The 25,089-nt window shown below is 62.1% G+C and carries 22 protein-coding genes and 1 pseudogene; 14 read left to right on the top strand and 9 right to left on the bottom strand.

The annotated features are described in order from the left end of the window. Nucleotides 1–306: 306 nt before the first annotated feature. Both RLW41_RS05925 and RLW41_RS05920 read left to right on the top strand, forming a co-directional pair. Nucleotides 307–1,596, top strand: a complete 1,290-nt coding sequence (locus RLW41_RS05925) for a sugar MFS transporter (protein WP_414463897.1) — start codon at nucleotides 307–309, stop codon at nucleotides 1,594–1,596. Nucleotides 1,597–1,668: 72 nt separating this feature from the next. Next, nucleotides 1,669–2,229, top strand: a complete 561-nt coding sequence (locus tag RLW41_RS05920) for a DUF2239 family protein (protein ID WP_414463896.1) — start codon at nucleotides 1,669–1,671, stop codon at nucleotides 2,227–2,229. Nucleotides 2,230–2,233: 4 nt separating this feature from the next. Here the strand turns inward: RLW41_RS05920 and rsmD are convergent, their stop codons facing one another. Both rsmD and RLW41_RS05910 read right to left on the bottom strand, forming a co-directional pair. Then, nucleotides 2,234–2,800, bottom strand: coding sequence for a 16S rRNA (guanine(966)-N(2))-methyltransferase RsmD (gene rsmD / locus RLW41_RS05915; RefSeq protein WP_414463895.1), 567 nt, complete (start codon nucleotides 2,798–2,800; stop codon nucleotides 2,234–2,236). Next, nucleotides 2,797–3,594, bottom strand: coding sequence for a pseudouridine synthase (locus tag RLW41_RS05910; RefSeq protein ID WP_414463894.1), 798 nt, complete (start codon nucleotides 3,592–3,594; stop codon nucleotides 2,797–2,799). The genes rsmD and RLW41_RS05910 overlap by 4 nt, the downstream gene beginning before the upstream one ends. 197 nt (nucleotides 3,595–3,791) lie before the next feature. On the opposite strand from RLW41_RS05910, the gene RLW41_RS05905 reads away from it, so the two are divergent. After that, nucleotides 3,792–4,253, top strand: coding sequence for a nucleoside deaminase (locus tag RLW41_RS05905; protein ID WP_414463893.1), 462 nt, complete (start codon nucleotides 3,792–3,794; stop codon nucleotides 4,251–4,253). 120 nt (nucleotides 4,254–4,373) lie between these two features. Here RLW41_RS05905 and RLW41_RS05900 read toward each other — a convergent pair whose 3' ends face one another. Both RLW41_RS05900 and purD read right to left on the bottom strand, forming a co-directional pair. Continuing rightward, on the bottom strand, nucleotides 4,374–5,354 hold the full coding sequence (locus RLW41_RS05900; RefSeq protein WP_414463892.1) for a patatin-like phospholipase family protein: 981 nt from the start codon (nucleotides 5,352–5,354) through the stop codon (nucleotides 4,374–4,376). Between the two features lie 26 nt (nucleotides 5,355–5,380). Beyond that, the gene (purD, locus tag RLW41_RS05895; RefSeq protein WP_414463891.1) at nucleotides 5,381–6,658 is read right to left on the bottom strand and encodes a phosphoribosylamine--glycine ligase; all 1,278 of its coding nucleotides are present in this window, start codon (nucleotides 6,656–6,658) and stop codon (nucleotides 5,381–5,383) included. Between purD and xseA the strand changes: the two genes are divergently transcribed. Both xseA and RLW41_RS05885 read left to right on the top strand, forming a co-directional pair. Continuing rightward, nucleotides 6,620–8,230: an exodeoxyribonuclease VII large subunit gene (gene xseA, locus RLW41_RS05890; protein WP_414463890.1), complete on the top strand. Its 1,611-nt coding sequence runs from the start codon at nucleotides 6,620–6,622 to the stop codon at nucleotides 8,228–8,230. The two genes, purD and xseA, sit on opposite strands and share 39 nt — an antisense overlap. A gap of 91 nt (nucleotides 8,231–8,321) precedes the next feature. After that, nucleotides 8,322–8,567, top strand: coding sequence for a DUF2093 domain-containing protein (locus RLW41_RS05885; RefSeq protein ID WP_409560997.1), 246 nt, complete (start codon nucleotides 8,322–8,324; stop codon nucleotides 8,565–8,567). A 139-nt stretch (nucleotides 8,568–8,706) separates the two neighbouring features. Here the strand turns inward: RLW41_RS05885 and lpxK are convergent, their stop codons facing one another. Both lpxK and RLW41_RS05875 read right to left on the bottom strand, forming a co-directional pair. Further along, nucleotides 8,707–9,735 (bottom strand): tetraacyldisaccharide 4'-kinase, encoded by a 1,029-nt coding sequence (gene lpxK, locus RLW41_RS05880; RefSeq protein ID WP_414463889.1) that lies wholly within the window; start codon nucleotides 9,733–9,735, stop codon nucleotides 8,707–8,709. A gap of 3 nt (nucleotides 9,736–9,738) precedes the next feature. Further along, on the bottom strand, nucleotides 9,739–11,742 hold the full coding sequence (locus RLW41_RS05875; protein WP_409560995.1) for a glycosyltransferase N-terminal domain-containing protein: 2,004 nt from the start codon (nucleotides 11,740–11,742) through the stop codon (nucleotides 9,739–9,741). A 322-nt stretch (nucleotides 11,743–12,064) separates the two neighbouring features. On the opposite strand from RLW41_RS05875, the gene RLW41_RS05870 reads away from it, so the two are divergent. Beyond that, nucleotides 12,065–12,715, top strand: a complete 651-nt coding sequence (locus RLW41_RS05870; RefSeq protein WP_414463888.1) for a fused DSP-PTPase phosphatase/NAD kinase-like protein — start codon at nucleotides 12,065–12,067, stop codon at nucleotides 12,713–12,715. A gap of 33 nt (nucleotides 12,716–12,748) precedes the next feature. Here RLW41_RS05870 and RLW41_RS05865 read toward each other — a convergent pair whose 3' ends face one another. The 3 genes from RLW41_RS05865 to ubiA form a co-directional block, all read right to left on the bottom strand. Next, nucleotides 12,749–14,560 (bottom strand): ABC transporter ATP-binding protein, encoded by a 1,812-nt coding sequence (locus RLW41_RS05865; RefSeq protein ID WP_414463887.1) that lies wholly within the window; start codon nucleotides 14,558–14,560, stop codon nucleotides 12,749–12,751. Next, nucleotides 14,557–14,820 carry a DUF4170 domain-containing protein gene (locus tag RLW41_RS05860; protein ID WP_414463886.1) on the bottom strand — a complete coding sequence of 88 codons (264 nt, stop codon included), beginning with the start codon at nucleotides 14,818–14,820 and terminating at the stop codon, nucleotides 14,557–14,559. The genes RLW41_RS05865 and RLW41_RS05860 overlap by 4 nt, the downstream gene beginning before the upstream one ends. Nucleotides 14,821–15,090: 270 nt before the next feature. Then, complete coding sequence (gene ubiA, locus RLW41_RS05855; RefSeq protein WP_414464669.1) at nucleotides 15,091–16,053, bottom strand: 4-hydroxybenzoate octaprenyltransferase; 963 nt, start codon at nucleotides 16,051–16,053, stop codon at nucleotides 15,091–15,093. Between the two features lie 122 nt (nucleotides 16,054–16,175). Between ubiA and RLW41_RS05850 the strand changes: the two genes are divergently transcribed. From RLW41_RS05850 to cobS, 8 genes and pseudogenes are all read left to right on the top strand, one after another. Continuing rightward, on the top strand, nucleotides 16,176–16,922 hold the full coding sequence (locus RLW41_RS05850; RefSeq protein ID WP_409560992.1) for a 16S rRNA (uracil(1498)-N(3))-methyltransferase: 747 nt from the start codon (nucleotides 16,176–16,178) through the stop codon (nucleotides 16,920–16,922). Nucleotides 16,923–17,022: 100 nt separating this feature from the next. Beyond that, complete coding sequence (locus RLW41_RS05845) at nucleotides 17,023–18,405, top strand: glutamate--cysteine ligase (protein WP_414463885.1); 1,383 nt, start codon at nucleotides 17,023–17,025, stop codon at nucleotides 18,403–18,405. Nucleotides 18,406–18,558: 153 nt separating this feature from the next. After that, entirely contained in the window at nucleotides 18,559–18,918 is a 360-nt protein-coding gene (locus RLW41_RS05840; protein WP_414463884.1) for a hypothetical protein, read from the top strand. 149 nt (nucleotides 18,919–19,067) lie between these two features. Next, nucleotides 19,068–20,462: pseudogene (locus tag RLW41_RS05835) on the top strand (FAD-binding oxidoreductase); the annotation flags it as partial. A gap of 91 nt (nucleotides 20,463–20,553) precedes the next feature. Further along, nucleotides 20,554–21,777 (top strand): FAD-binding protein, encoded by a 1,224-nt coding sequence (locus RLW41_RS05830; protein WP_409560990.1) that lies wholly within the window; start codon nucleotides 20,554–20,556, stop codon nucleotides 21,775–21,777. A gap of 26 nt (nucleotides 21,778–21,803) precedes the next feature. After that, the gene (gene glcF, locus RLW41_RS05825; RefSeq protein WP_409560989.1) at nucleotides 21,804–23,168 is read left to right on the top strand and encodes a glycolate oxidase subunit GlcF; all 1,365 of its coding nucleotides are present in this window, start codon (nucleotides 21,804–21,806) and stop codon (nucleotides 23,166–23,168) included. Next, a complete protein-coding gene (gene cobT / locus RLW41_RS05820; RefSeq protein WP_414463883.1) occupies nucleotides 23,165–24,211 on the top strand; it encodes a nicotinate-nucleotide--dimethylbenzimidazole phosphoribosyltransferase in 1,047 nt (348 codons plus the stop codon). The genes glcF and cobT overlap by 4 nt, the downstream gene beginning before the upstream one ends. Next, nucleotides 24,208–24,975, top strand: a complete 768-nt coding sequence (gene cobS / locus RLW41_RS05815; RefSeq protein WP_414463882.1) for an adenosylcobinamide-GDP ribazoletransferase — start codon at nucleotides 24,208–24,210, stop codon at nucleotides 24,973–24,975. The genes cobT and cobS overlap by 4 nt, the downstream gene beginning before the upstream one ends. The last annotated feature ends 114 nt before the right edge of the window (nucleotides 24,976–25,089 follow it).

Raw genomic sequence — 25,089 nt, 5'->3', positions numbered from 1 at the left:
TCAAACGGGGTTCAAGGCCCCGGCATCGGATACCCAGTCGGGTTATCGGCTAGTAGTTTTCAGAAAAAGTATACTTTCGTCAAGCGCCCTTTTTCATGCGTTCGACATAGTACGCCAGTTCGCGAAAATCAAAAGCTTCCGTGCAGAAATGCGTGCATTTTCGCGCTTTCGATAGGTGCGGCGCCGCGTCGCCGGATCTGCTAACTTTGACGGGAAAATGGGGATTCTCAAGCTGCTAGCATATCTTAGCGCTACGCCCCTGGTGAATGGCGTCGGCGCAGCAAAAGACGGCCCTTGGAGTGGGATTTGAATAATAGGGGTCCGGAGATATCCCCAGACAGCACTGGCGGCGTCAGAGGTATCCTGACGATCGGCCTGCTGTTCTTCATCTTCGGGTTCGTGACGTGGCTGAATGGCCCGCTCATCACTTTCGTCAAACTCGCCTTCACCCTCGACGACGTCAACGCCTTCCTCGTGCCGATGGCGTTCTATCTGTCGTATTTCTTCCTGGCGCTGCCCGCGTCCGCCATTCTGAGGCGCACGGGAATGAAACAGGGGATGGCGCTCGGCCTCTACATCATGGCGGCGGGCTCGGTGCTGTTCGGTCAGTTCACGACGATGCGCGACTATCCCGGTGCGTTGGCGGGGCTGTTTATCACCGGCGCAGGCCTGTCTCTGTTGCAGACGGCGTCGAACCCCTACGTCTGCATCATCGGTCCGCATGAAAGCGCCGCGCGACGCATTGCGGTGATGGGCATCTGCCATAAGCTCGCGGGCGTCATCGCGCCGTTCATCTTCGCGGCGCTCGTGCTGAAAGACGTCGAGACATTCGACACCGACGTCGCCAAGGCGCCGACACATGAGGCGCGAGAAGCCCTTCTGGATGCCTTCGCCGCGCGCGTCTACGCGCCCTATCTGTTGATGGCGCTGATGCTCGCGCTGCTCGGTGTTTGGATTGCGCGCTCGAAATTGCCGGATGTCCGGCCGGAACCCGCAGTCAACAGCGGAGAGATGCGAAGCGTCTTTGCCGTGCCGCATCTCTGGCTCGGCGTCGTGTGCCTGTTTCTCTACGTCGGCGTCGAGGTGATGGCGGGCGATGCCATCGGCCTCTACGGCGCGGGCTTCGGCCTGCCCATCTCGGCGACGCGGCTGTTCACCTCATACACGCTCTTCGCGATGCTGATCGGTTATGTCGCCGGTCTGCTCGTCATTCCGCGCTTCATTTCGCAGCAAAGCTATCTGGCGGTGTCGGCTGCGCTGGGCGTCATCCTAACGGTCGGCGCGTACCTGACGGGCGGGTACACATCCGTGGCCTTCATTGCTGCGCTGGGCTTCGCCAACGCCATGATGTGGCCCGCGATCTTCCCGCTTGCGATCCGCGGTCTCGGCAGCCACACCGAAACCGGCTCGGCCTTCCTCATCATGGCGATCTCGGGCGGCGCGCTGATGCCCTACGCGTTCGGTCTGCTGAAGGAGCACGTTGATTTTCAGCTGGCATACCTGCTGCTGGCCGTGCCGAGCTATCTCTACATCCTGTTTTACGGGGTAGCCGGATGGCGGGCGAAATCCGCAGCGTCGCTGGCCCAACCCATTTAATTTTATCCGGGTATATTGACGGCATGTTTAATCCGGGTAATATTCATCCAAATCGCAATTGGGAATACCGAAATGACCGACTCCTTCAGCGCCTTCGACGGCAGCCGCCGCTTTGCATCCGGCACGCGCGCCTGCGTAATCAAAGCCATCAAGAAGCACCTCGAGCGCCAGCCGCAGGCGTCCTTGCTGATTTTCGATGATGCCACCGGCAATCAGACCGATTTGGATTTGCGCGACAGCGGCGAGCAGCCCGCTGCAACTCCGCCGTCGGCACCGGCGGCTGACGTCAGCCGCGGACCGGGCCGCCCGAAGCTCGGCGTCGTCGCCCGCGAGGTGACGCTGCTGCCGCGGCATTGGGATTGGCTTGCCAAACAGCCGGGCGGCGCGTCGGTTGCAATCCGCAAGCTCGTCGACGAGGCGCGGCGCACCACGGCGGCCACCGAGACGCCGCGCGTCGCACGGGAGCGAGTCTACCGGTTCATGTCGGCGATGGCGGGCAATCTGCCGGGCTTCGAGGAAGCGAGCCGCGCGCTTTTCGCTGGCGACGCAGACCGCTTCGCGGCGCAGATCGAAAGCTGGCCCAAAGACGTCCGCGCGTATGCGCTTGGGCTGGCCGAAGGCGCATTCGCCTGACGGATCACGCCGCCGCTGCGAACTTCAAAAATCGCACGTCGGTGTCGCCGTAGGTCCGCGTATCGAGCAGTTCGAACGCCGCCGGAATAACGACGTCCGTTCCGGCGCGTTCTTCCAGCATGCAGATCGCGCCGGGCGTCAGCCATTTGCCCTCGGCAAGTCCGGCCAGCGCTTTCTCGCCAAGGCCTTTGTCGTAAGGCGGATCGAGAAACGCGAGCTCGTACGGCTCCATATTGCCGGCTGGCCCAAGATGGGTCGCATCGCGCCGGAAGATGCGCGTCTCGCCCGTGAGGCCCATGGCTTCAACGTTCTTGCGGATCAGCGCCCTGGCGTCCGGTGCCTCCTCGACGAACAGGCAATACGCTGCCCCGCGCGACACGGCCTCGATGCCGAGCGCGCCCGTCCCGGCGAAGAGATCAATCACGCGCGCGCCGTTCAGCGAAAAACCCTCGATGCCGTGGGTCAAAATGTTGAAAACACTCTCGCGCACCCGGTCGGACGTCGGACGAATGCTCATATCGTCCGGTGCCTGCAAAGCCCGGCCTCGAAACCGTCCGGCGACAACTCTCATCTGTCGTCGGCCTCGCTCGCCGCCTTGCCGCGTGCGTGGCGTTCTTTGCGCTGTGCCTGGCTTTCCGAAAGTCCGAGCGCTTCGGACGTGCGCGGTCCGAGCTGTGCGATCAGCACCTTGCGGCGAACGGCTTCAACGGCCCCCGGCTGTAGATCGAGAAGCTGAAACGGCCCGAACGAGACGCGGATCAGCCGGTTCACCGTCAAGCCCAGATGCGCTAGCACGTTGCGCACTTCGCGGTTCTTGCCTTCGCGGATCGCAATCGTCAGCCACGTATTGGCGCCCTGTATGCTATCGACTTGCGCTTCGACCGGACCGTAGTTCACGCCGTCGATAGTGACACCGTCCTTGAGCTTGGCGAGATCGTCCGGAGAAACGCGGCCTTTGGCGCGGACGCGGTAGCGCCGCACCCAGCCATTTGCCGGAAGCTCCAGATGCCGCGCCAGCGCGCCGTCATTGGTTAAGAGCAGCAACCCTTCCGTATTGAAATCGAGCCGCCCGACGGAGATCACGCGCGGCATCTCGGGAGGCAGCTTGTCGAACACCGTCGGGCGGCCTTCCGGGTCCGAATGCGTCGTGACGATGCCCTTTGGCTTGTGGTAACGCCAAAGCTGCGGCGGCTCGGCGCTGGGCAGCGGCTTGCCGTCGACGATCACTTTGTCGCCGGGTTTGACTTCAATGGCCGGCGTCTTCAGCAGCTTGCCGTTGACGCTGACGCGCCCATCGGCGATCCAACGTTCGGCCTCCCGGCGCGAGCAAAGCCCGGCGCGCGCCATCGCTTTTGCGATGCGCATCGGCCCGTCGCGGTTTACGGGCGGAGGCACGGCGGCCGGTTCCGGCGGCTTGGAGCGCTTTGGCCCGGATTGTCTCGGGCCAGACGCTTTTGGGCCTGACGTTTTTGGGCCGGACGGTTTCGGTCCGGAGGGTTCGGGCCTGGATCGTGGTGCGTTGGACATCATCACATTCGAGCTATGAGGAGCGAAGCGAGCTTATGACATCGAAGGACGCCGTAAGCCATATGGCACGCGCGCTTTCCGAAGCGGAAGCCGCAGCCGCGCGCGGCGAGGTGCCGATTGGCGCCGTCATTGTCTCGCCCGACGGTCGCATTCTTGCCAGCGCAGGTAATCGCACCCGCGAGCTGAACGATCCGACCGCCCACGCCGAAGTGCTCGCCATCCGCGCCGCCTGCGCCGAATTGGCTGATGAACGCCTCGTCGGCTGCAGCCTTTACGTTACCCTCGAACCCTGTCCGATGTGCGCCACGGCGATCTCCTTTGCACGCGTGAAGCGGCTCTATTACGCCGCCAGCGACCCCAAGGGCGGCGGCATCGAGCAGGGCGCGCGTATCTTCAGCCAGCCGACGTGCCATCACGCCCCCGAAATTTACCCCGGCCTCGCCGAGGCCGACGCGAGCGCGCTACTGAAAGACTTCTTCGCCGCCCGGCGTGATTGAGGCGTCTTTTGTCTCCATGTCCCACCGTCACGCCGACGAAGGTCGGCACCCAGTCAAGTATCCGCAGGGCGGTGTCTCGATTTGTCTGGATCCCGGCCTGCGCCGGGATGACGGTGTTTACTAGTGCCCCTTGCGGCTACGTGGCAGCAGGCGGCGTTTTCGCCGCTCGGGACGCGGGATCGTGCGCACTTCGATGTCGCTGCCTTCGAGCACCGGGAGCGTCTCGACCGACAGCACGCGCGAAAGCTGTTGCTTCAGACGCTCTTTTGCGGGCTCGGCGGCAGCTAGGATATCGTCGCATTTGAGGAAATCGAGCACCTGGAACTGGCTCGTTCCCGAATAGATCAGAATGTCCGGCTGCCGCGTCTTGAGCTTCTCTTTGATGATCGTCCGCTCGAACAGAAACGCGCTCGAAAAGAGCGCCGAGAACGCGGTCGGCGCCACACGCCTCGGATCAGGCACAGGCGCACCCGAAACGTCAATGGCAACGACGATGTCCGCTTCAGGCAGCAACAGATCGAACGGCAACGGATTGGTCAGGCCGCCGTCGATCAGCGCACGTCCTTCCTGTATGACCGGCTGGAAAAGAACCGGCAGCGCCATGCTCGCCGCAACCGCCGGACGAAGCCGCCCATCCGTGAAGATCTTCTGTTCCTGATCGTAGAAATCGGACGCCACGATCTTCAGCGGGATTTCGCATTGATCGAACGTTTCCTTCACGTCATTCGGAAGGATCATGTCGAGCACGGCTAGCGGATCGAGAATGGCGTTACGCGCGCCGAAAAGGCTCAGAAACTGCGAGAACGGCTGCGCGCGACGCACGAACAGATCGCGAATGAGTCCGAACCGCTGTGACAAGATATAGCGCGTATGCTCACGCAATTCGCGGCCTCGAATGCCCGACGCGTACGCCGCGCCGTAGACCGCGCCGATAGATGTTCCGGCGATGACGCTCGGTTTGATCCCCAGTTCATCGAAGGCTTCGAGCATGGCGATATGGGCAAGACCGCGTGCGCCGCCGCCGCCAAGCGCCAAACCGATTGTCGGCTTGTGCGCCGGGAGCTTGCCGTTGCCCGCAGACGTTTCCAGTGTTCTCGCCATGCCCAGCTGTTGTCCGATAATCCCGCTTATGTCTTCTGCCGTTCCAAGGCGCGCCAGCCGATGTCCTTGCGATAAAAACCGCCTGGCCAGTCGATCTTGGCGATCGCCGCATAAGCGGCATCGCGCGCGTCCTTCACCGTCTTGCCGCGCCCCGTGACGTTCAGAACGCGGCCGCCGTCAGCGATGATGCGGTCCCCGTCGCGGCGCGTTCCGGCGTGGAAGATTTCGACATTCGGGACGGCTTTCGCAAGATCGAGCCCTTTGATCTCAGTGCCTTTCTGCGGTGTGCCCGGATAGCCGTTTGCCGCCATCACGACCGTCAGTGCCGCGTCGTCGCTCCAGCGCATGTCGAAGGTTTTGAGCACGCCGTCCGTTGTTGCGAGCAGAGCGGCAAGCAGATCGGATTTGAGCCGCATCATCAAAACCTGTGTCTCGGGATCGCCAAAACGCACATTGTATTCGATGAGCTTCGGCCCCGTTGCGGTAATCATCAGGCCTGCAAACAAAATGCCCTTGAATGGCATGCCGCGCGCCGCCATTTCCTTGACGGTCGGGCTGATGATCTCGGTCATGACGCGTTCGGTCATTTCTGCGGTCATGATGGGCGCAGGCGAATAGGCCCCCATGCCGCCCGTATTGGGTCCGGTGTCGCCGTCGCCGACACGCTTGTGATCTTGCGCCGATGCAAGTGGCAGCGCCGTGACGCCATCGCAGAGCGCGAAGAAGCTCGCTTCTTCGCCGACTAGAAATTCCTCGATGACGACTTCGGCGCCCGCTGCACCGAATGCGCCTCCAAGACACGCTTCGACGGCCGCCTCAGCATCGGCGCGCGTTTCCGCAATGACGACGCCTTTACCGGCCGCAAGTCCGTCCGCTTTGATCACGATCGGAACGCTCTGCGATGCGAGATACGTTTTCGCCGCGTCGAGATCCATGAAACGGCCATAAGCCGCTGTCGGAATACTGGCTTTACGGCAAAGATCTTTGGTGAAGCCTTTTGACCCTTCGAGTTGCGCCGCGCTTTTCGTCGGCCCGAAATACCGGATGCCGGCATCACCGAGCGCGTCTCCCAATCCGGCCACGAGCGGCGCTTCCGGCCCGATTACCACGAGCTCGATGCGCTCATCGCGGCAGAATTCAATGATGCTGTCCTGGTTCGCAGGATCGAGCGGAATGCATTGCGCCACCTCGGCAATTCCGGCGTTGCCCGGTGCGCAGAAGAGTTTCGTCAAGAGGGGGCTCGCGCTCAACGCCCAGGCGAGCGCATGCTCGCGGCCGCCGGAGCCGAGAAGAAGGACATTCATCAGGTCGCCTGTTGCAATCCGGTTGTCAGTGTAGCATCCCCGTGTAGCATCGGCGGCGAAACAAGCAAGACCGCCAAAGAGAACGGTAAACTCTTGAATTCCATTCCAAACACGCGCGAATCCCGTTCCGGCGCCAATGCGCCCGAATTTTCCGTTTCCGAGCTGTCGGGCGCCATCAAGCGCGCGCTGGAAGACGGTTTCGGCTATGTGCGCCTTCGCGGCGAAATCTCGGGTTACCGCGGGCCGCACGCGTCCGGCCACTGCTATTTTGCCCTGAAGGATGACAAAGCAAAGATCGAGGCCGTCGTCTGGAAAGGCACGTTCGGCCGCCTGCGTTTCAAGCCTGAAGAAGGCATGGAAGTCGTCGCGCAGGGCAAGATCACAACGTTCCCCGGCTCATCGAAATATCAGATCGTCATTGAAGCGCTGGAACCGGCCGGCGCTGGCGCGCTGATGGCGCTCTTGGAAGAACGCAAGCGCAAGTTCGCCGCTGAGGGTTTATTCGACGAAGACCGCAAGCGGCCGCGTCCGTTTTTGCCGAAGATCGTTGGCATCGTGACGTCGCCGACCGGCGCCGTCATCCGTGACATGCTGCACGGCTTCAACGAGCGTTTCCCGACGCGTGTCCTGCTTTGGCCGGTGCGTGTGCAAGGCGAAGGCAGCGCCGCCGAGGTCGCCGCCGCTATTCGCGGATTCAACGCGCTTGAAGCCGATGGCGCCATCCCGCGTCCCGACGTGCTGATCGTCGCGCGCGGTGGCGGCAGCCTCGAAGATCTCTGGAGCTTCAACGAAGAGATCGTCGTGCGCGCCGTTGCCGAAAGTACAATTCCGCTCATCTCTGCGGTCGGTCACGAAACCGATTGGACCTTGATCGACCTCGTTGCCGACGCCCGTGCGCCGACGCCAACGAAGGCCGCTGAATGGGCGGTGCCGAAGTATTCCGAGCTGATCGAAAACGTCGAAAAGCTGATGCTGCGCAAGCGAACGGCTGTGCGTCGCGCCATTGAAAGCGCCCGCACGCACCTGAAGGCTTCGGCGCGTGGCCTGCCGAAGCTTCAGGATCTGGTCGCCTTGCCGCGGCAGCGTTTCGATGCCGCCGACCGCCGATTGTCCCGCGCGCTGCTGGCCAACACCCGCGCCCATGCAACCAGGCTCGCCCGCGTCAGCGGCCGCCTGTCGCCCTCACCGATAGTTCAGAAGCATTCCAGATGTGCCGAGCGGCTCGATGGCCTGGAGCGCCGCGCCGGACGGGCTTTACTCAATCGCGTCGCGGTGAGCCGCCGCGTTTTCGAAGGCCGTGCGGCGCTGCTCAAGTCCTTGGGCTATCAGAGCGTTCTGTCTCGCGGCTTTGCCCTTGTGCGCAATGAAGCGGGGCATATGGTGCGTCAAGCCGCCTCTCTCGTTGCTGGCGACGTTTTGAATATTGAGTTTTCCGACGGCCGGGTCGGCGCCACGGTAAACGGCTCCGACGTATCCTCCGCAACGCCTGACGTTTCCAATCCGACGCCGAGCAAAGTTAAAACGCCGCGACAAAAGTCGAGTGGGCGAGGCGGGCAAGGCTCACTATTTTAAAAGGCTTGAAGTAGATTATAGTTCGCATCCGCCCGGATTATCCGATTGCAGATGATATCGGCGGCAGAACGGGATTACGGCTCGGAAACGAATGAACCGCATCGAGAAATTTTTTGGTCTGCGCAACGAAGCTAAAATTCGCTACCTGGATGGCGAATTCGAAGTCCTGTCTCCCGGCGACTTCGTGCGCTGTGCCGTGACGGGCCAGCCGATCACCCTGCCGGATCTGCGTTATTGGAGCGTCGACGCCCAGGAAGCCTACGCGTCGCCGGAAATTTCGGTGCAGCGCTACCTTGAGCTGAAAGCCAAGGAAAACGACGACGCCCAGCCCGGCTGAGCCAGCTTTCCAGTTTCTCCCCCGTCGTCATCCCGGCGCAGGCCGGGATCCAGGCAAATCGAGACTCTACGCATGCGGGTGCTTGACTGGGTGCCGACCTTCGTCGGCATGACGGAACCGAAGTCAGCAGACTTTAACATCACCGGCCGAGCGCAGCGCGCAATGATTGCCGTAAAATTTCAAGGCCGTCGCCTTCGATCACCGTCGCAATGGTCAGCGTTTCCGAACGCTTTTTGAGATCGGCGCAAAATCCTGAGCGATTGCCAATCCGGGCGTGATCCTTTTCCGTCGTCACGAGCATCGCGCCGAGACGCTCGGCATCATCGAGAAGGCCGCGCGCCTCTGCCTCGCTGAACGGGTGATGATCGGCAAATGCCCGCTTCGCAACGATATTCGCGCCCGTCTGTTCCAGTGTCGAAAAAAACCGTTCCGGATTGGCAATGCCAGCGAAGGCCACGACCCTTCGACCGCGAAAGCGGGCGGCGGTTTCGTCAGCTTGCGTCCGTGCGGCGATGATCGGCACTTCCGTCAGCTTGCGGATCATTCGCACGGCGGGATTGTCGGCGTCCGCCGCGCCGCTCATCAGCATCACCAACTGCACCAGCGGTGCTTGCACGGCCAGCGGCGCGCGCAGCGGTCCGGCAGGAATAACGCGGCCGTTGCCAAATCCCCGTTTGGCATCGACGACGGCAATCGAAAGTTCCTTCGCCAGCGCCGGGTTCTGCAGGCCGTCGTCCATGATGATGACGGCATTGGCGGATGCCATCGCTTCGATCATCTTCGCGCCCTGACGGCGGTCGCGGGCGATGACCGCCGGAAATGCGCGCGCGAGCAGCAACGGCTCGTCACCGACGTCTCCCGCGCTATGATGTTCCGGATCGACGCGAAGCGGACCTTCAAGCTTACCGCCGTAGCCGCGCGACAGAAACCACGGCTCTCGGCCTTCCGCGGCGATGATGTTCGCCAGCAGCAGCGCGAGCGGCGTCTTGCCTGACCCACCTGCCGTGAAGTTACCGACACAGATGACGGGCAGCGGGGAGCGATACGGCTTTGCATTAAGAATGCGCCGCCGCGCGATCGCGCCGACGATGGCGGCGATGGGGGAAAGCAGCGATGCCTTCCATGTCCCGCCCGCCTCGTACCACCATCTCGGTTCCGAGACGGGCACGGCTCAGGCCTGCTTCTTTTCGAGCAGGGGCTGAATGGCGCCGACCGTTTTCGCCAGCGCGCCGCTCAATGATTGCAGCGCAAGGTCCGCGCCGTGGCGCATGCGTTTCGCCGCCGATTGATCTTCGAGCAGCATTGTCACTTGCTTTGCGATGTCATCGGACGAACGGACCTCGACCGCACCCCCTTCGCGGAACAGAGCGGAATAAGCATCACGGAAATTATAGACGAACGGCCCCGTCAGCACACACGAACCAAGCCGCACGGCTTCAATCGGATTTTGGCCGCCATGTTCCACCAGCGATCCGCCGACGAGCGCCACCGGCGAAATCGAATAGAACGCGCCAAGCTCGCCGATCGTGTCGGCAATATAGATTTCCGTGTCGCTCTCTGGTGCTGCCGAGCGCGTGCGAAGTTGCGTCCTGAGGCCAAGGCCGCCGAGCGTAGCGGCAAGCCCGCTGCCGCGCTCGGGGTGCCGCGGTACGATGATCGTCAGTAGGCCGTCGATCTCGCGGCGGATCAGCGAATGCGCCGCAGCGATCATCGCGTCTTCGCCCGGGTGCGTGCTCGCGGCGAGAAACAGCGGTCGTTGCCCGACAGCGTTGCGCAACGACGCCAACGTGGCGGCATCGACAGGCGGCGGCGGTGCATCGATCTTGAGGTTTCCGGCCGTGATGACGTTCGGCGCGCCGAGCCATTTCACAGCGCGCGCGATCTGCGAGTTCTGCGCCAGCACGGCAGCGAAGCGCGAGAACAGCGGCCGTCCGACAGCGGCGTATTTCCGCCAGCGGCGGATACTGCGCGGCGACATGCGCGCATTGACGAGCACCAGTGGAATATGACGCTCCGATGTGCCCAGAATGAGATTGGGCCAGATGTCCGATTCCGTGAAAATCGCCAGCGACGGCTTCCAGTGATCGAGAAAGCGCTTCACGTATTGCGGCACGTCGAGCGGCACGTATTGGTGCACAGCGCGCTCCGGCAGCCGGTTGGCGGCGATCTCGGCCGACGTCCTGGTGCCCGACGTCAGAAGAACATGAACGTGCGGATTTGCCCCGAGAATGCTGTCGATCAACGGCAGGATGGCGTTCGTCTCGCCGACGCTCGCGGCATGTATCCACACGACCTGGCCTTCGGGCCGCGGCCTGCCCGCGAAGCCCAGCCGCTCGCCGCGCCGGTCCGGATCTTCCTTGCCGCGCTTGCCGCGCAAGTTCAGCAGCATTGGCACGGCCGGTCGCAACACCGCCGTTCCAAGGCGATAGGTTTTCAGAGCCATCCCCGGCGCCGGAGGTGTCTCCGCAGCGAGCACATCGAGTGGCGTTGCCCGTGTGATATCGGCCCCCGCAAGTTCGTAAGCCCTCAGTGTAGCGGCATTGAGCGCAGTCTCAAGTTCGAGACGCTTGGCTTCCACATCCTCGGCCGTCGCTGTGCTCGGAACAGTGATGGGATCACCGGCGACCGCTGCTAACCGCGAGAACGGCAGATTGATCGTCAGCCTGCTCCAAGTATCGAAGGATGCGAACCGATTCGTCGCAACGGCAACAGGCACGATCGGGCGTCCCGACATTTTCGCGATCGCGATGATGCCGGCGCCCGCCTCCCGCGCCGGTCCCGGCGGCACGTCCGCGGTCATGACGACCGATGAGCCTTCCTCAAGAGCTTGCAACGACGATCTGAGCGCCGATGCTCCGCCGCGATCCTTTTTTCGGTAGCCCGCGCCTGCGCCGCGAATCAGCTGAACGTCGATGGCCTGGAGCGTTTCGCTAATGATTTCCGCGTCGCCGTGGCGTGCCACCATTGCGGCAATTTTCACATTCTCCGGCCGCAGCGTCGCAACCATCATGAACTGGCCGTGCCAACACGCCGCAATGCACGGATGCGCCTCGCTAAGACGCTTCATCAGGTCCGGCGGTTCGTGGATAACGGTCGAGGATTGAGCAACGAGCCGAATGATACGAGCAGCGGTTTGTCCGCCTAGCCGCATAAGCTGCTTATTGATTTTGGCCATGCGAGCAGGGGCTGCCTTAATTGTGAGGTAAGCGGAAGGTTGTGCGCGACGCAGGACGTGGTTCTTCAAGCCCCTTGCAGCACGTTGCTATAGCGAATAACTAGCAAGTTCAATTGCGAACGGGCGTGGCTTTTTATGGCGTTTTGTAAACGAACATGAACCCCCGAGCCGTCGCTGGTGAAATCATAGCAGAAGGGCTGCCCGCTAATCGGGAGCATCGAGACAACTCCTGATGGCAAGCCTCCTTAAGCAGGCAAAACGCGGATTGCGACGCAAGAGCGGTGCGCTATTGCATAATGCAGTGCACGCCTCGCCACCTTGGATGCGTTCTAGATTTGCGCCAGCGCTTTGTTACGCTGAGATGCTATTTATCGATTATGGCATCGTTCGCATCCTATATAACAATCGCCATCATATCTCCAAAGACGTCTGGCGTTCCGCACAACCTGCTCCACATCACATTTCCTGGGCCGCGCGGCGAGGAATCCGAACCGTCGTCAATCTACGCGGGCCTGAGCAGTCTTTCGGGACGCGCTGGCTGGAGCAGCGGGCGTGCACGCGCCACGGCATCGCCCTCGCGGACTTGCGGCTGCGTTCGCGCGCCGCGCCGACGCGCGTCGAGTTCCAGTCGATCAAGGATCTGCTGGAAAAGGTCGAATTTCCGATTCTGGTGCACTGCAAGTCGGGTGCCGACCGCGCCGGTCTGATGAGCGTCATGGTGCGTCATATCCACGACGGTGTTCCGATTCGCGAAGCCGTTGACCAGCTTTCGTTTCGCTACGGACACATCCGGAGTGCCGACACCGGAGTGATTGATGCGGTCTTCGATCGTTATCTCGAAGCCGAGGCACAGACAGGCATCGGCTTCTGGGATTGGGTCAACACTGTTTATGACGCCCGCGAGGTCAGCACGACGTTCAAGGCGCGCGGCTGGGCCAACCGCCTCGTCAATGGCATCCTTCGCCGCGAGTAGCTTCGCGCCGACTGGCATCGGCATTATGCGATATCAATTGGCGATCATCGCCTGCGGACCACTCGCCGAGCGGTTAAGCCGTGCATAAGAACCGTTTCGCGCAATCAATTCCGAATGCCTGCCGCGTTCGACGATGCGGCCGCCGTCCATCACGCAAATGACGTCGGCATTCTGTACCGTTGAAAGCCGATGCGCGATGACGAGCGTCGTGCGCGAGCGGGTGAATTTCGCCAGCGCTTCCTGCACGAGCTGCTCGCTCTCGTTGTCGAGCGCGCTCGTCGCTTCGTCGAGCAGCAGGATCGGCGCATTCTTCAGGATCGCGCGCGCTAACGCCAAACGCTGACGCTGTCCGCCAGAAAGTCGGCTGCCGCGATCGCCGATGATCGTCTTGTAGCCGTCGGGCAGCGTCATGATGAAGTCGTGCGCGGCAGCGGCCTTCGCAGCTTCGATGATATCGGCCTCGCTCGCGCCGAGCCGCCCGAGGCGGATGTTCGCTTCGATCGTATCGTCGAAAAGCGTGATGTCCTGACTGACGATCGCGATCTGATCGCGCAGCGATTTGAGCGTGACATCCATGACGTCCTGGCCGTCGATCAGGATCTGCCCTTCGGTCGCGTCAAAGAGCCGGGGCACGAGGTTAATGATCGTCGATTTTCCGGCACCGGAGCGGCCCACGAGCGCGATCGTCGATCCGCCCGGCACGTCGAGCGTGAACCCATGCACGGCCCGTTCCTCGGACGTCTTGTCGTAGGCGAACGAGACGTTGCGGAACGCGATTTCGCCTTTTGAAATAGCAAGCGTCTTGGCGCCGGGCTTGTCCGTGATCGACGGCAGTTCGTCGATCAGGCCGTAGAAACTTTCCGCGGCGGCAAGGCCTTCCTGCAGGCGACCCGTTAGATTGCCAAGCGATTTGATCGGCTGCGCGGCCATCATCAGCGCCGTCACGAAACCCATGAAATCGCCGACTGAGGATATGCCCTGCGAAATGCGCAAATATGCGAAGCCCACGACGCCCGCAATCGCGACGCCGCCCAGAACCTCAAGGATCGGATCCATCCGCGCCCGCGTCCGGACGGACTTCATCCGCAGCGAATAGATCTGCTCGAACATCGAATCGAGCCGGTCAGCGGCATAGTTTTCGAGCTGAAACGATTTGATCAGCCGGGCGCCGGAAAGCTTCTCAGTCAGCAGCGATGTCATGTCGCCGAGGCCGCTTTGCGTCTGCTTGGCGACGCGACGCAGCCGATGACTGATCGAGGCAACGGGAATGGCGGCCAGCGGATAGACGCCCAGCACGATGAGCGTCATCGCCCAGTCGAGATAAAGCATCGCAATGACGAGCGCGATGACCGAAAACGTATCGCGGAAGATCGAGTTCAGCGTCGCCGTCAGCGCGCTCTGAATGAAGCCGATATCGTTCGTCAGTCGCGACATCAGCCGTCCCGGCGTCTCGCGAGAGAGGCGCGCGAAATCGGCGTTGATGAGATGTCGGAACGCTATCTTCTGCATGTCCGATGTCATGCGCAGCACAAACCGGCTTGTCGCGACCGCCTGCAGAAACAGCAACGTCGCACGCGCGAGCGTGATTCCGACGATGGCAACCAGAACGTAGGGGAGGGCGCCGGCCTTGCCGCCCATCAACAGATCGAACGATTTCTTGATGACGCCCGGATAGCCGCCCGTGACGGCGGCAAGGCAGGTCGTGAGGAAAAGCGTCCAGGCGAGCTGCCAGCGACGCGGCCATACCCAATCGCGCACGAACCGCGCAAGCAGCGCGCGCGAAGCGGCATCGAGCCGGAGCTTCGGCCGCGGTTTCTTCTCGGCTTTCTTCAGGAGATCCGTCACGTCGTGGCAGTTGTCGGCTGTGAGAAGTCGAGCATCCGATGCAGCGGAACAACGAAATAGCGCATCATGGCGTTGTCGACGGAGCGCTGGGCCGCGCTTTTCCACGCAGCATAAGCTGACGGATAGTCGGGGAAGATGCCGACGACATCCAGACTGTCGGGTTCGCGGAATTCGTGGCCGTTGAGGGTTTTCAGTTCACCGCCGAACACGAGGTGCAGAAGCTGAGGCGCAGACTCGGGTGAAGATGTGGACTTGGACATGGACGGCTGTCGACTCCTGAAGGTTGCTCCCGCGAGATTCCTAGAAACCGCGTCGTTCCAGGACCGTCAACGGCGCAAACCGTCCGCCATGGCCCGGGAAAGTCGCGAATTCAGAATAAGTATTTGTTTACGCTATTTATTAAGCCGATCGGAAGAAAATTCTGCGAGGATGACAATCAATGCCCGTCTTGAGCGGCTCGAAAAGTCAACAGTGAGACCGAATAGCGCGGCGTGAGGTGTCCCTTCTCACGCCGCGTTATTTTTTTGCATTCAGCTAAGGCCCGCGAACCACGATAGGGCCATATCCGCGACAAGCCCCGCGAGCAGCGCCAGCCCGACGTCGCGATTGGACTTGAAGCGGCGCAGGCAATTGGCCGGATCGTCGATATCGAGCGTCGAGACCTGCCACGACATCTGCAGGAAAACCAAAACCACGGCGAGGAAGTAAACGAGGTGGGCGCCCGCGAGCGCACCCGCAACGAGCCACATCACGCCCGCCAGTGCATACATGCCGCCGACGAAAGAAACCGTGTCCTCGCCGAACTTCAACGCCGTCGAGCCCAGCCCGAGGAGCGCGTCGTCTTCCTTGTCCTGATGCGCATAGATCGTGTCGTAACCGACCGTCCAGAACACGCAGCCCGCATAGAGCGCCAGGGCAGGCAGCCCGATCGAACCTTTGATCGCCGCCCAGCCGACGAGCGCCCCCCAGTTGAACGCCAGCCCGAGAACGATCTGTGGATAAGACGTCACCCGTTTCGCGAACGGATAAACAGCAACGATCAGCAGCGACGCGATCGCCAGCCAGATCGTGAAGCTATTGAACTGCACGAGCACGGCGAGGCCGACTAGGGCCGAGATGATGATGAACGCAAGCGCAGCCGCCGGTGCGATCTGCCCGGACGCCAGCGGCCGGCTGGCCGTTCGTTGCACGCGGGCGTCGATATCGCGGTCGACGTAATCGTTATAGGCGCAGCCCGAGGCGCGCATCGCCAGCGCACCGATGGCGAACAGCAGGACATAGGTGAGATCGGGATAGTGGTCGCCTGAGTTCACCTGCGCCAGCGCTTGCGACCAAAGGCAGGGGAAAAGCAGCAGCCACATGCCGATCGGGCGATCGAATCGCCCAAGCCGAAGGAACGGCCGCCAGGATTCCGGCGCCCAGCGATCGACCCAGTTTTTCGGCGGTGCATCGGCAACACTTGCTGGCGGCTCGGGCGAAATCGCGGCACCCATCGTCAACTTCAGTTTCTCCTTAGCCTAATCCGCAAGACCTATCCGGCCTCCGTCATCGAAGCAACACGACCATCCGATTGCGATGAATTTGACTGCGCGCGCGGCTCCGATAAGACCGCATCATGGCCATCAGAGACTTGACCTCAGAACGACTGTTTGTTGACGCCGATCTTGCCCCGGGCGGGCGCGTCGAGCTGGAGCCCGCGCAAGCCCATTACCTGACGGCGGTATTGCGGCTGAAGCTCGGCGCCCGGCTCTTGGTCTTCAACGGCCGGAACGGTGAGTGGGTTGCGACCCTCAGCGAAACCCACAAGCGCGGCGGTGCTCTGACCGTCGACGATCAAGCGCGGCCGCAGGAAAGCGGCCCGGACGTCGATTATCTTTTCGCTCCGCTTAAGCGATCCCGGCTCGATTACATGGTCCAGAAGGCAACCGAGATGGGGGTCGCTCGGCTGCGGCCTGTGATCACGGAGCGGACCATCGCCGAGAGGGTTAATGGCGAGCGGATGCAGGCCAACGTCATCGAGGCGGCCGAGCAGTGCGGCGTCCTTCGAGTACCCGAAGTTCAGACGCCAGTCAGGCTCGACGACGTTTTGGATGCCTGGGACGCCAGCCGACGCATCGTGTTTTGTGATGAGCAGGATCAGGAAAACGACCCTATTGCCACGCTGCAAAAGCTTGAACCGGGTCCGCTCGCCATCCTGGTCGGTCCGGAAGGCGGGTTTTCGCCGCGCGAGCGTGAGCGCCTCGTCAGCAAGACATTCGTGACGCCGCTGTCGCTCGGCCCGAGAATCATGCGCGCCGACACCGCTGCCGTCGCAGTTCTGGCGCTTGTCAATGCCACACTTGGGGATTGGCGCCGCGACTAGGGTGACGCAGCCGAACCTATTGCCGTCCCCCTCGCACCTCGCCATAAGGCTCAAGCTGCGGGTCTGCCCGCGTCGGAATAGGAAGCTGGGCCGCTCGGGCATGTCGACACGAGAACAAGGTGCTGCCAGCGCGGCGATTGAGACGCGCGACGATCTCGTGCGCTGGATCGCGGCGGGCGAGAAGCCGAAGGTCGATTGGCGTATTGGCACCGAGCACGAGAAATTCGTCTTTCGCACCGTCACGCTGAAGCCGGTGCCTTACGGCGGTTCGGATGGCATCCGCGCGCTGATGGAAGCGCTCATCCAGCGCTATGGTTGGGTCGCCATCAAGGAAGGCGACAACATCATCGCCTTGAAGCGGCCTGAGGGCGAGAAGGGTGGCACGATCAGCCTGGAGCCCGGCGGCCAGTTCGAGCTTTCGGGTCAGCCGCTCGAAACACTGCATGAAACCGCGGACGAAACGGACGAGCACCTGCGCGAAGTCCTCCGCGTCGGCGAAGATCTCGCTATCGGTTTTCTCGGTGTCGGCTTCACGCCGAAGTGGCGTCTCGATGAGATCCCGATGATGCCGAAGAAGCGCTATCAGGTGATGGCACATTATATGCCAACCGTCGGCAGCCGTGGTCTCGACATGATGTTCCGGACCGCGACCATTCAGGTGAACCTCGATTTCGCCTCCGAAGCCGACATGGTGAAGAAGCTGCGCGTCTCGCTGGCGCTACAGCCAATTGCAACGGCGCTATTTGCGTCTTCGCCCTTCACCGAAGGCAAGCCGAACGGTTATCAGTCGATGCGTAGCGCCGTCTGGCTCGATACCGACAAGCGGCGCACCGGCATGCTGCCCTTCGCATTCGAAGACGGTATGGGCTACGAGCGTTACGTCGATTATGCCCTCGATGTGCCGATGTATTTCGTCTACCGCGACGGCAATTACATCGACGTCGCTGGGTCTTCGTTCCGCGATTTCATGGCGGGCCGCCTGAAGGGCTTCGAAGGCGAGCTGCCGACCATCGACGACTGGGCGGATCATCTCACCACGCTTTTTCCGGAAGTTCGCCTCAAACGTTTTCTAGAAATGCGTGGTGCGGATGGTGGACGCTGGGGGACGATCACCGCGCTTCCCGCGTTCTGGACCGGAATCCTTTATGATGAAGACGCGCTCGATCAGGCCTGGGAGTTGGTTCGCGATTGGAGCGAAGAAGAACGCGAAGCTCTGCGTGTCAGCGTCCCGAAAACAGGACTAGCGACCCCGTTTCGTATCGAGACGGTAAGGACGTTGGCGTTGCGGGTATTGCGCATTTCGCGCACCGGTCTCAAAAATCGGCGTCGCATCAACGCTAAGAATCAGGACGAAACGATCTATCTGGCGCCGCTTGAGAAAATTGCCGGCAATGGCCAGACGGTTTCTGATGAGCTGCTTCGGCGCTATTCGGGGGAATGGCAGAACAATATTGATCATATTTTCGAAGAGCTTGCGTTCTGACCGCGCGCCTCGACAGCGTGCGGTTCAGCGCGTGTTCATGGTCGGCGCATTAGCCTCCCCGGTTTGCTTAGGACCAGCCGCCCAGCACCTAGGCCAGGTTTGAGGAGGCGGTACGTGTCGCGGTTGCGGTTGGCATCGATGAGGATGGGGGGGATGGCTGTTCTGGCTGTCCTGATCTTCTTCGCCTTTGCCGGAAACGCAGCGAAGGCCGACCCCTGTGCCGTAGCGTGCCGCTCGCAGCACAACGCCTGCCGCATGGCGACCAAGCTTTTGTATACGCCGCGCTGCGACGCACAACTGCAAGCCTGCATCAGCCAGTGTTTCTCCGCCGGGCGGTTCAATCGTGGCATTCGCGAAGGCCGCGGACCTGACGATTTCCGTGATCACCGTGGCCCTCCTCCGCCGCCGGAAATGAGGGAGCCGCCAGAGCGACGCGGCCCACCACGCGATTTCCGCGACCCGAGAGGTCCGCGCTGGCTCGGCGGAACCGGGCGTTGGGGCAGCTTTCGCTGACCCATCAATGGCTGTGGTCGCTGGCGTGCGGCCATATTGCCGGTCGCGGACACACGTGCGAGGATGCTTAACGCTGTTGAGCGGCGCCAAAGGCTGCCGTCCGCGACCTCGAAACAGCACCCTGAAGACCAACGTGGAGACGAACGACGATGCCGCATATCGAGCTGCCTGAGCCCGATGCCGGCGTCATCCGCCGCTTGCCGATCCTGGTGGAAGGCTTGAAAGCGCGCGTCGGCAAAGACCTTCTGATCCTCGACGAGGAAGGCCGCCGCGCCTACGAGACGGATGCCTTCACCGCCTACCGCCGCGTGCCGATGCTCGTCGTGCTGCCGCGCACCACCGAGGAAGTCTCCAAGATCCTGAAGTTCTGCCACGAGAACGACGTCAAAGTTGTTCCGCGCGGCGCCGGAACATCGCTCTGCGGCGGCTCGCTGCCGACAGAAGATTCTATCGTTCTCTGCATCTCGAAGATGAACCGCGTCATCGAGATCGACGGCGCCAATCGCATCGCGCGTGTCGAAGCCGGCATTACCAATCTGCAGATTACAGCGCAGGTCTCCAAGCAAGGTTTCTTCTACGCGCCGGACCCGTCGTCGCAATTGGCCTGTTCGCTAGCAGGCAATATCGCGATGAACTCTGGTGGTGCGCACTGCCTGAAGTACGGCGTCACGACGCACAATATTCTCGGCGTGAAGATGGTCCTGATCGACGGCACTATCGTCGAGATCGGCGGCACGACGCTCGAACGCAACGGCTATGATCTGTTGAGCTACGTCATCGGTTCTGAAGGTCAGCTCGGCGTCATAACAGAGGCGACGGTGAAGCTCGTCCCCGCACCGGAAGGCGCTCGCCCGATGATGATCGGCTTCCGCTCGCCGGAAGCGGCAGGCAGTTGCGTGTCGGCCATCATCGCCGCCGGCATCATTCCGGTCGCCATCGAATACATGGATCGCGCGGCCATCGAAGTTTGCGAAGCATTCGCGGGCGCTGGTTACCCACTCGACGTTGAAGCTTTGCTCATCGTCGAAGTGGAAGGCTCCGAAAGTGAAATCGGCATCCTCTTAGGCCGCGTCGCCGAAATCGCCGCGCGCTTCGATCCCAAGACCGTGAAAATCAGCGCCGATCCCGAGCAAAGCGCCCGCATCTGGGCGGGCCGTAAGGCGGCGTTCGGCGCCATTGGCCGCGTCGCCGATTACCTTTGCATGGACGGCACCATTCCGCTCGGGCAGCTTCCGCACTGCTTGACGCGTATCAACCAGATCTGCGCCGAATACGGCCTGAAGGTTGCCAACATCTTCCACGCCGGTGACGGAAATCTGCATCCGCTCGTTCTCTACGACGCCAACGATCCCGAACAGGCCGACAAGGCCGAACTGGCGGGAGAAGCTATCCTGAAGCTCTGCGTCGAACTCGGCGGCTGTCTCACGGGTGAGCATGGCGTCGGCATCGAGAAGCGCGAGCTGATGGCGACGCAATTTTCGCAGACGGATCTGATGGTCCAGATGCGCGTTAAAACCGTCTTCGACCCGACGTGGCGGCTCAACCAGGCGAAGGTTTTCCCGCTCGCCTATACCGACGTCATGCGCACCGGAAATGCCGCAAGCGCGCCCGAGGCCGCCTAGGAGATCATTGGCTGTGAGCGAACTTTGGCGTCCCGCCGCCGAGTGGGAATTGCAATCCATGATCGCCAAGCTCGTGCGCGAGCAGCGCGGCATCGAAGTGGTAGGTCATGGCGCGCTTCGCAACACCGGCCGCGTCGCGAAATCCGATGTCGTACTGACGACGTCGGGCCTGAAAGGCATCACGCTCTACGAGCCGACCGAACTTGTCATGTCGGCGCGCTCCGGCACGCCGCTTTACGAGATCGAAGCAGTGTTGGCAGCGCGCGGCCAGATGCTGGCGTTTGAGCCGATCGACCTCGGTCCGGCGACGGGGGCTCCAGGAGGCGCGCTGTCGATCGGCGGCGTCTTCGCTACGAACTTCTCCGGCTCTCGCCGTATTTCGGCTGGTAGCGCGCGCGATAACCTCTTGGGCGTGCGCGCCGTCAACGGTCGCGGCGAGCTGTTTAAGTCGGGCGGACGCGTGATGAAGAACGTCACAGGATTGGACGTCGCGCGCGGCCTAACCGGAAGCTGGGGCACCCTCGCCGTTATGACGGAACTGACGTTTAAGGTCGCGCCGATCCCGCAAACGATGCAGACGTTGGCGTTTGTCGGCCTGCCTGACGATCTCGCCATCGAAGCGCTGAACGTCGCGCTGAATACGCCGCTGGAGGTTTCCGGCGCCGTCCATCTTCCGAAGAACTGTGCCGCGCGCCTCCGAACGCCGAAGCTGAGAGGCCTTGACCAGTCATTGACGCTGCTGCGACTTGAAACGTTTGCGGCCACCATCGACGAGCGCAAGGAAAAGCTGAAAGCTGCGCTGAAGGTCTACGGCGCGCCAGTCGAACTCGATTCCGAACATTCGTTCGGTCTCTGGAGCGAATTTCGCGCGCTGTCGATCATGCCTTTCTCAACCGAGACGGCGTTGTGGCGCATTTCGTCATTGCCCACGAAAGCCGCCGAGATCGTCTTCGCGATTCAGAAATTCATGCCAGCCGTTGCCTTCTACGATTGGTCGGGCGGCATGATCTGGCTCGAAGTCCCAGCCGCCGCGGACGCAGGCGCTGCCGACGTGCGCCGCGCCGTCGCCGTTCGCGACGGTCATGCAACCTTGATCCGTGCCGAACCCGAGGTTCGCAGCAGCGTCGATGTGTTCGAGCCGCTGAAGCCCGAAATCGAGCGATTGACACGTGGCATCAAGTCGGCGTTCGATCCGGCGGGCCTTCTCAATCGCGGCCGCATGTACGCCAGTTTCTAGAAAAATAAGCCCGGCAGTCAGGCGCGATGCAAACCAATTTCAAGCCAGAGCAACTCAACGATCCGGATGTGAAGGAGGCCGAGCGCATCCTGCGCCGTTGCGTCCATTGCGGTTTCTGCACAGCGACCTGCCCGACCTACGTCGTGCTGGGCGACGAGCGCGACAGCCCGCGCGGCCGCATCTACGCCATCAAGGACATGCTTGAGAAAGGCCTCGACGCGAAGCCCGAAATCTCGACGCACATCGATCGCTGTCTTTCGTGCTTCTCTTGCATGACGACCTGCCCATCGGGCGTCGATTACATGCATCTGGTTGAAGTGGCGCGAAAGCATATCGAGAAGACAGGGCATCGTAGCCTGAAGGATCGCCTCATCCGCCGCGCCTTGACAGAAATCCTGCCGCATCCGCGCCGCTTCCGCTGGGCGTTACGCGCAGCCCCGCTCGGCCGTCGTCTGGCGCCGACGCTGCGCAAGCTGAACTTTCCCGAACTCGCCGCAATGGTCGAGCTGGCGCCTCAGCAAAGTCCGAACGCCGGACGCTTCAAAGGTCCTGGCACAGCGTCGCCGACAGGCGTACGAACCGGCCGCGTCATCATGCTCGCCGGCTGTGCCCAGCAGGTGCTGCGGCCCGAGATCAACGACGCGACGATCCGGCTGTTTGCGCGTGGCGGCGTCGATGTCGTCGTCTCAGCGGGCGCGGCGTGCTGCGGCGCCTTGAGCCAGCACATCGGCCAGGAGGAAAAGGCGATCGCAGCGGCCAAGATCAACGTCGATGCCTGGAGCAAGGAAATCGCCAAGGGCGGCGTCGACGCCATCATCATCAACACGTCGGGCTGCGGCACGACGGTGAAAGACTACGGCCACCTGTTGAAGCACGAGCCCGACTACGCCGAGCGGGCTAAAACCATCTCGTCGATGACTAAGGACGTGACGGAATTCCTAGATCAGTACGACATCGGCGCTCCGAAGCGTTGGTCGAGGCTTAAGGTCGCGTATCACGCCGCCTGTTCACTGCAGCACGGTCAGCGCGTGACGACGCAACCGAAAGCGCTATTGAAGAAGGCTGGATTTACCGTGCTTGACGTTCCGGAAGCGCATCTATGTTGCGGCTCGGCGGGCATCTACAATATTGTTCAGCCGGAGATCGCAGGCGCGCTGCGGGATCGCAAGGCCGGTCACATCAAGTCGTTGAAGCCCGACGTTGTGGCGGCCGGTAACATCGGTTGCATCACGCAGCTCGGGACGGCTCTTGAGGTTCCGGTCGTGCATACGATCGAGCTGCTCGATTGGGCGCACGGCGGCCCGGTTCCACCAGGCCTCGAAGCGCTTGAGAAGTATTCGACAGACGTTCCGCAGCCGAAGAACACAGTTGAGGATTATATCGGCGCATGACCCCCGCACCCCCAGTTACCAAGTCCCGCGAGCTTTTAAGCGACAAGCTGAAGGCCCACATCCGCGGCAAAGCCAAGCCGGTTGGCTCGCTCGGACGGCTCGAAGAGCTCGCCCTGCAGATCGGCCTGATCGCCGGATCGACGGCGCCCGATCTCGGCAATGCAAAGATCGTGGTCTTCGCCGCCGATCACGGCATCACGGCCGAAGGCGTGACGGCATATCCCTCCGTCGTCTCCCGCGAGATCGCGAAGTTCGTTCTCTTGGGCTCCGCTGGCGTCAACGTGCTCGCGCGCGCGGCTGGCATCGGCGTTGAACTCGTCGATGCCGGACTGCTCGAACCGCTGCCGCCGCATGAATTATTGACGGAGCGCCGCATCGGCCCCGGCACGAAAAACGCGCGCCGCGAACCGGCAATGTCGGTTGAAGAATGCACCGCTGCGCTCGACGCAGGCCGCGTTCTCGATGCACGCCTAGGCACCGAAAATGTCGGCATCGTCGGCTACGGTGAAATCGGTATCGGCAATACGAGTTCGGCGTCGCTGATCGCGCATGCCCTGACAGGCCTCGATCTCAGAACATTGGTCGGCCCCGGCGCAGGCGCGCCCGCCCTCGGCCTCGATCACAAATATCAGGTGCTGACGGAAACGATTGATCGCGCCGCCATCGCACCGTCGACTGAAGCGGGCCGCACCTTCGAAGTCCTCCGTCAGTTCGGCGGTTTCGAAATCGTCATGATGGCAGGCGCCATGACGGCGGCGGCACAAGCGGGTCGGGTGATCGTCGTCGATGGCTTTATCTCGACGGCGGGCGCCATTGCCGCGGAAGCGCTTTATCCGGGCACGCTCGACAACTGTGTCTTCGCCCATTGCTCGGCTGAACCCGGCCACGCTGCATTACTCCGTCATCTGCACGTTAAACCGCTGCTCGAACTGGAGATGCGGCTTGGCGAAGGGACGGGCGCGGCCCTTGCCGTGCCGATCATTCGCGGCGCGGAATTGATGCTGCGCGAGATGGCCGATCTGCCGGGCGAACATCCCGAATGATCGCGCATGAGGTTCGGTTCTTCCTCATCGCTCTGCAATTTCTGACGCGCATCCAGGTAAAGCAGATCATTCCTTTTCCCGAGGATTGGCTGCCGCGCTCGGCGAAATATATGCCGCTTGTCGGCGCGCTCATTGGCGCGACCGTCGGCCTTGTCATGCTCGCGGCTACTGTTGTCTTTCCCGCATCGGTCGCCGTCGTCATCGGCCTCGTCGCGTCGGTGCTGCTGACCGGCGCGCTGCATGAAGACGGACTTGCTGACACGGTCGATGCTTTCGGCGGCGGGTCGAACGTCGAGCGCCGCCTCGAAATCATGAAGGACAGCCGCATCGGCACCTATGGCGTCCTCGCGCTCATTGCCGTTCTCGCACTGAAAGGAACGTCGCTTGCCGCCATCGGGCCGGTCGCGGTTATCGGCGCGTTGATCGCCGCTTATGCGGGTGGCCGCCTCGCCGCGGTGCTAGCGCTGGCATTTCTCCCTTATGCCGGCGGCGATAACGTCAAAGTCAGCCGCTCGCCGGTCCGGATGACGCGGGGCGAACTCATCGTCGCGATCGTGACAGGCCTCGCCGTCGGGCCGCTCGTTATGAGCATCGCAGCTTTCTTCGCGGCAACCGTTGTCGCTTTCACCGCCGCGGCCGTGATTGCGATCCTCGCGCAACGCAAGATCGGCGGTTATACCGGCGACGTGCTGGGCGCCGTCGAGCAGGTTTACGAGACTGCGTTCCTGGCTGTTGCCGCTGCCGTAATCGCAGGCGCTGGCTGATCGCCTTGTCCGCCTCGCGCAGAACTGCTGATACGAATCCGCACGAGGCAAAGCCGTAGTTCTCATTTAAATGAATGTCGTTCACACGGCGCATTCTCGCCGCGATGGGGGGCG

Origin of the sequence: Hyphomicrobium sp. DY-1, from assembly GCF_047497105.1 — a bacterium.
Classification (GTDB): Bacteria; Pseudomonadota; Alphaproteobacteria; order Rhizobiales; family Hyphomicrobiaceae; genus Hyphomicrobium_B.
The sequence above is the reverse complement of the archived record's forward strand: the minus strand, read 5'-3'. Positions and strand labels throughout refer to the sequence as shown.

What these genes read in the sequence shown, in the direction of transcription:
- RLW41_RS05920 (WP_414463896.1), top strand. Translation starts at nt 1,669, where the DNA reads ATGACCGACTCCTTCAGCGCCTTCGACGGCAGCCGCCGCTTTGCATCC.
- rsmD (WP_414463895.1), bottom strand. Translation starts at nt 2,800, where the DNA reads ATGAGAGTTGTCGCCGGACGGTTTCGAGGCCGGGCTTTGCAGGCACCG.
- RLW41_RS05910 (WP_414463894.1), bottom strand. Translation starts at nt 3,594, where the DNA reads ATGCGCATCGCAAAAGCGATGGCGCGCGCCGGGCTTTGCTCGCGCCGG.
- RLW41_RS05905 (WP_414463893.1), top strand. Translation starts at nt 3,792, where the DNA reads ATGACATCGAAGGACGCCGTAAGCCATATGGCACGCGCGCTTTCCGAA.
- RLW41_RS05900 (WP_414463892.1), bottom strand. Translation starts at nt 5,354, where the DNA reads ATGGCGAGAACACTGGAAACGTCTGCGGGCAACGGCAAGCTCCCGGCG.
- xseA (WP_414463890.1), top strand. Translation starts at nt 6,620, where the DNA reads ATGCTCGCGGCCGCCGGAGCCGAGAAGAAGGACATTCATCAGGTCGCC.
- purD (WP_414463891.1), bottom strand. Translation starts at nt 6,658, where the DNA reads ATGAATGTCCTTCTTCTCGGCTCCGGCGGCCGCGAGCATGCGCTCGCC.
- RLW41_RS05885 (WP_409560997.1), top strand. Translation starts at nt 8,322, where the DNA reads ATGAACCGCATCGAGAAATTTTTTGGTCTGCGCAACGAAGCTAAAATT.
- RLW41_RS05875 (WP_409560995.1), bottom strand. Translation starts at nt 11,742, where the DNA reads ATGGCCAAAATCAATAAGCAGCTTATGCGGCTAGGCGGACAAACCGCT.
- RLW41_RS05870 (WP_414463888.1), top strand. Translation starts at nt 12,065, where the DNA reads ATGCGTTCTAGATTTGCGCCAGCGCTTTGTTACGCTGAGATGCTATTT.
- RLW41_RS05860 (WP_414463886.1), bottom strand. Translation starts at nt 14,820, where the DNA reads ATGTCCAAGTCCACATCTTCACCCGAGTCTGCGCCTCAGCTTCTGCAC.
- ubiA (WP_414464669.1), bottom strand. Translation starts at nt 16,053, where the DNA reads ATGGGTGCCGCGATTTCGCCCGAGCCGCCAGCAAGTGTTGCCGATGCA.
- RLW41_RS05850 (WP_409560992.1), top strand. Translation starts at nt 16,176, where the DNA reads ATGGCCATCAGAGACTTGACCTCAGAACGACTGTTTGTTGACGCCGAT.
- RLW41_RS05845 (WP_414463885.1), top strand. Translation starts at nt 17,023, where the DNA reads ATGTCGACACGAGAACAAGGTGCTGCCAGCGCGGCGATTGAGACGCGC.
- RLW41_RS05840 (WP_414463884.1), top strand. Translation starts at nt 18,559, where the DNA reads ATGGCTGTTCTGGCTGTCCTGATCTTCTTCGCCTTTGCCGGAAACGCA.
- glcF (WP_409560989.1), top strand. Translation starts at nt 21,804, where the DNA reads ATGCAAACCAATTTCAAGCCAGAGCAACTCAACGATCCGGATGTGAAG.
- cobT (WP_414463883.1), top strand. Translation starts at nt 23,165, where the DNA reads ATGACCCCCGCACCCCCAGTTACCAAGTCCCGCGAGCTTTTAAGCGAC.
- cobS (WP_414463882.1), top strand. Translation starts at nt 24,208, where the DNA reads ATGATCGCGCATGAGGTTCGGTTCTTCCTCATCGCTCTGCAATTTCTG.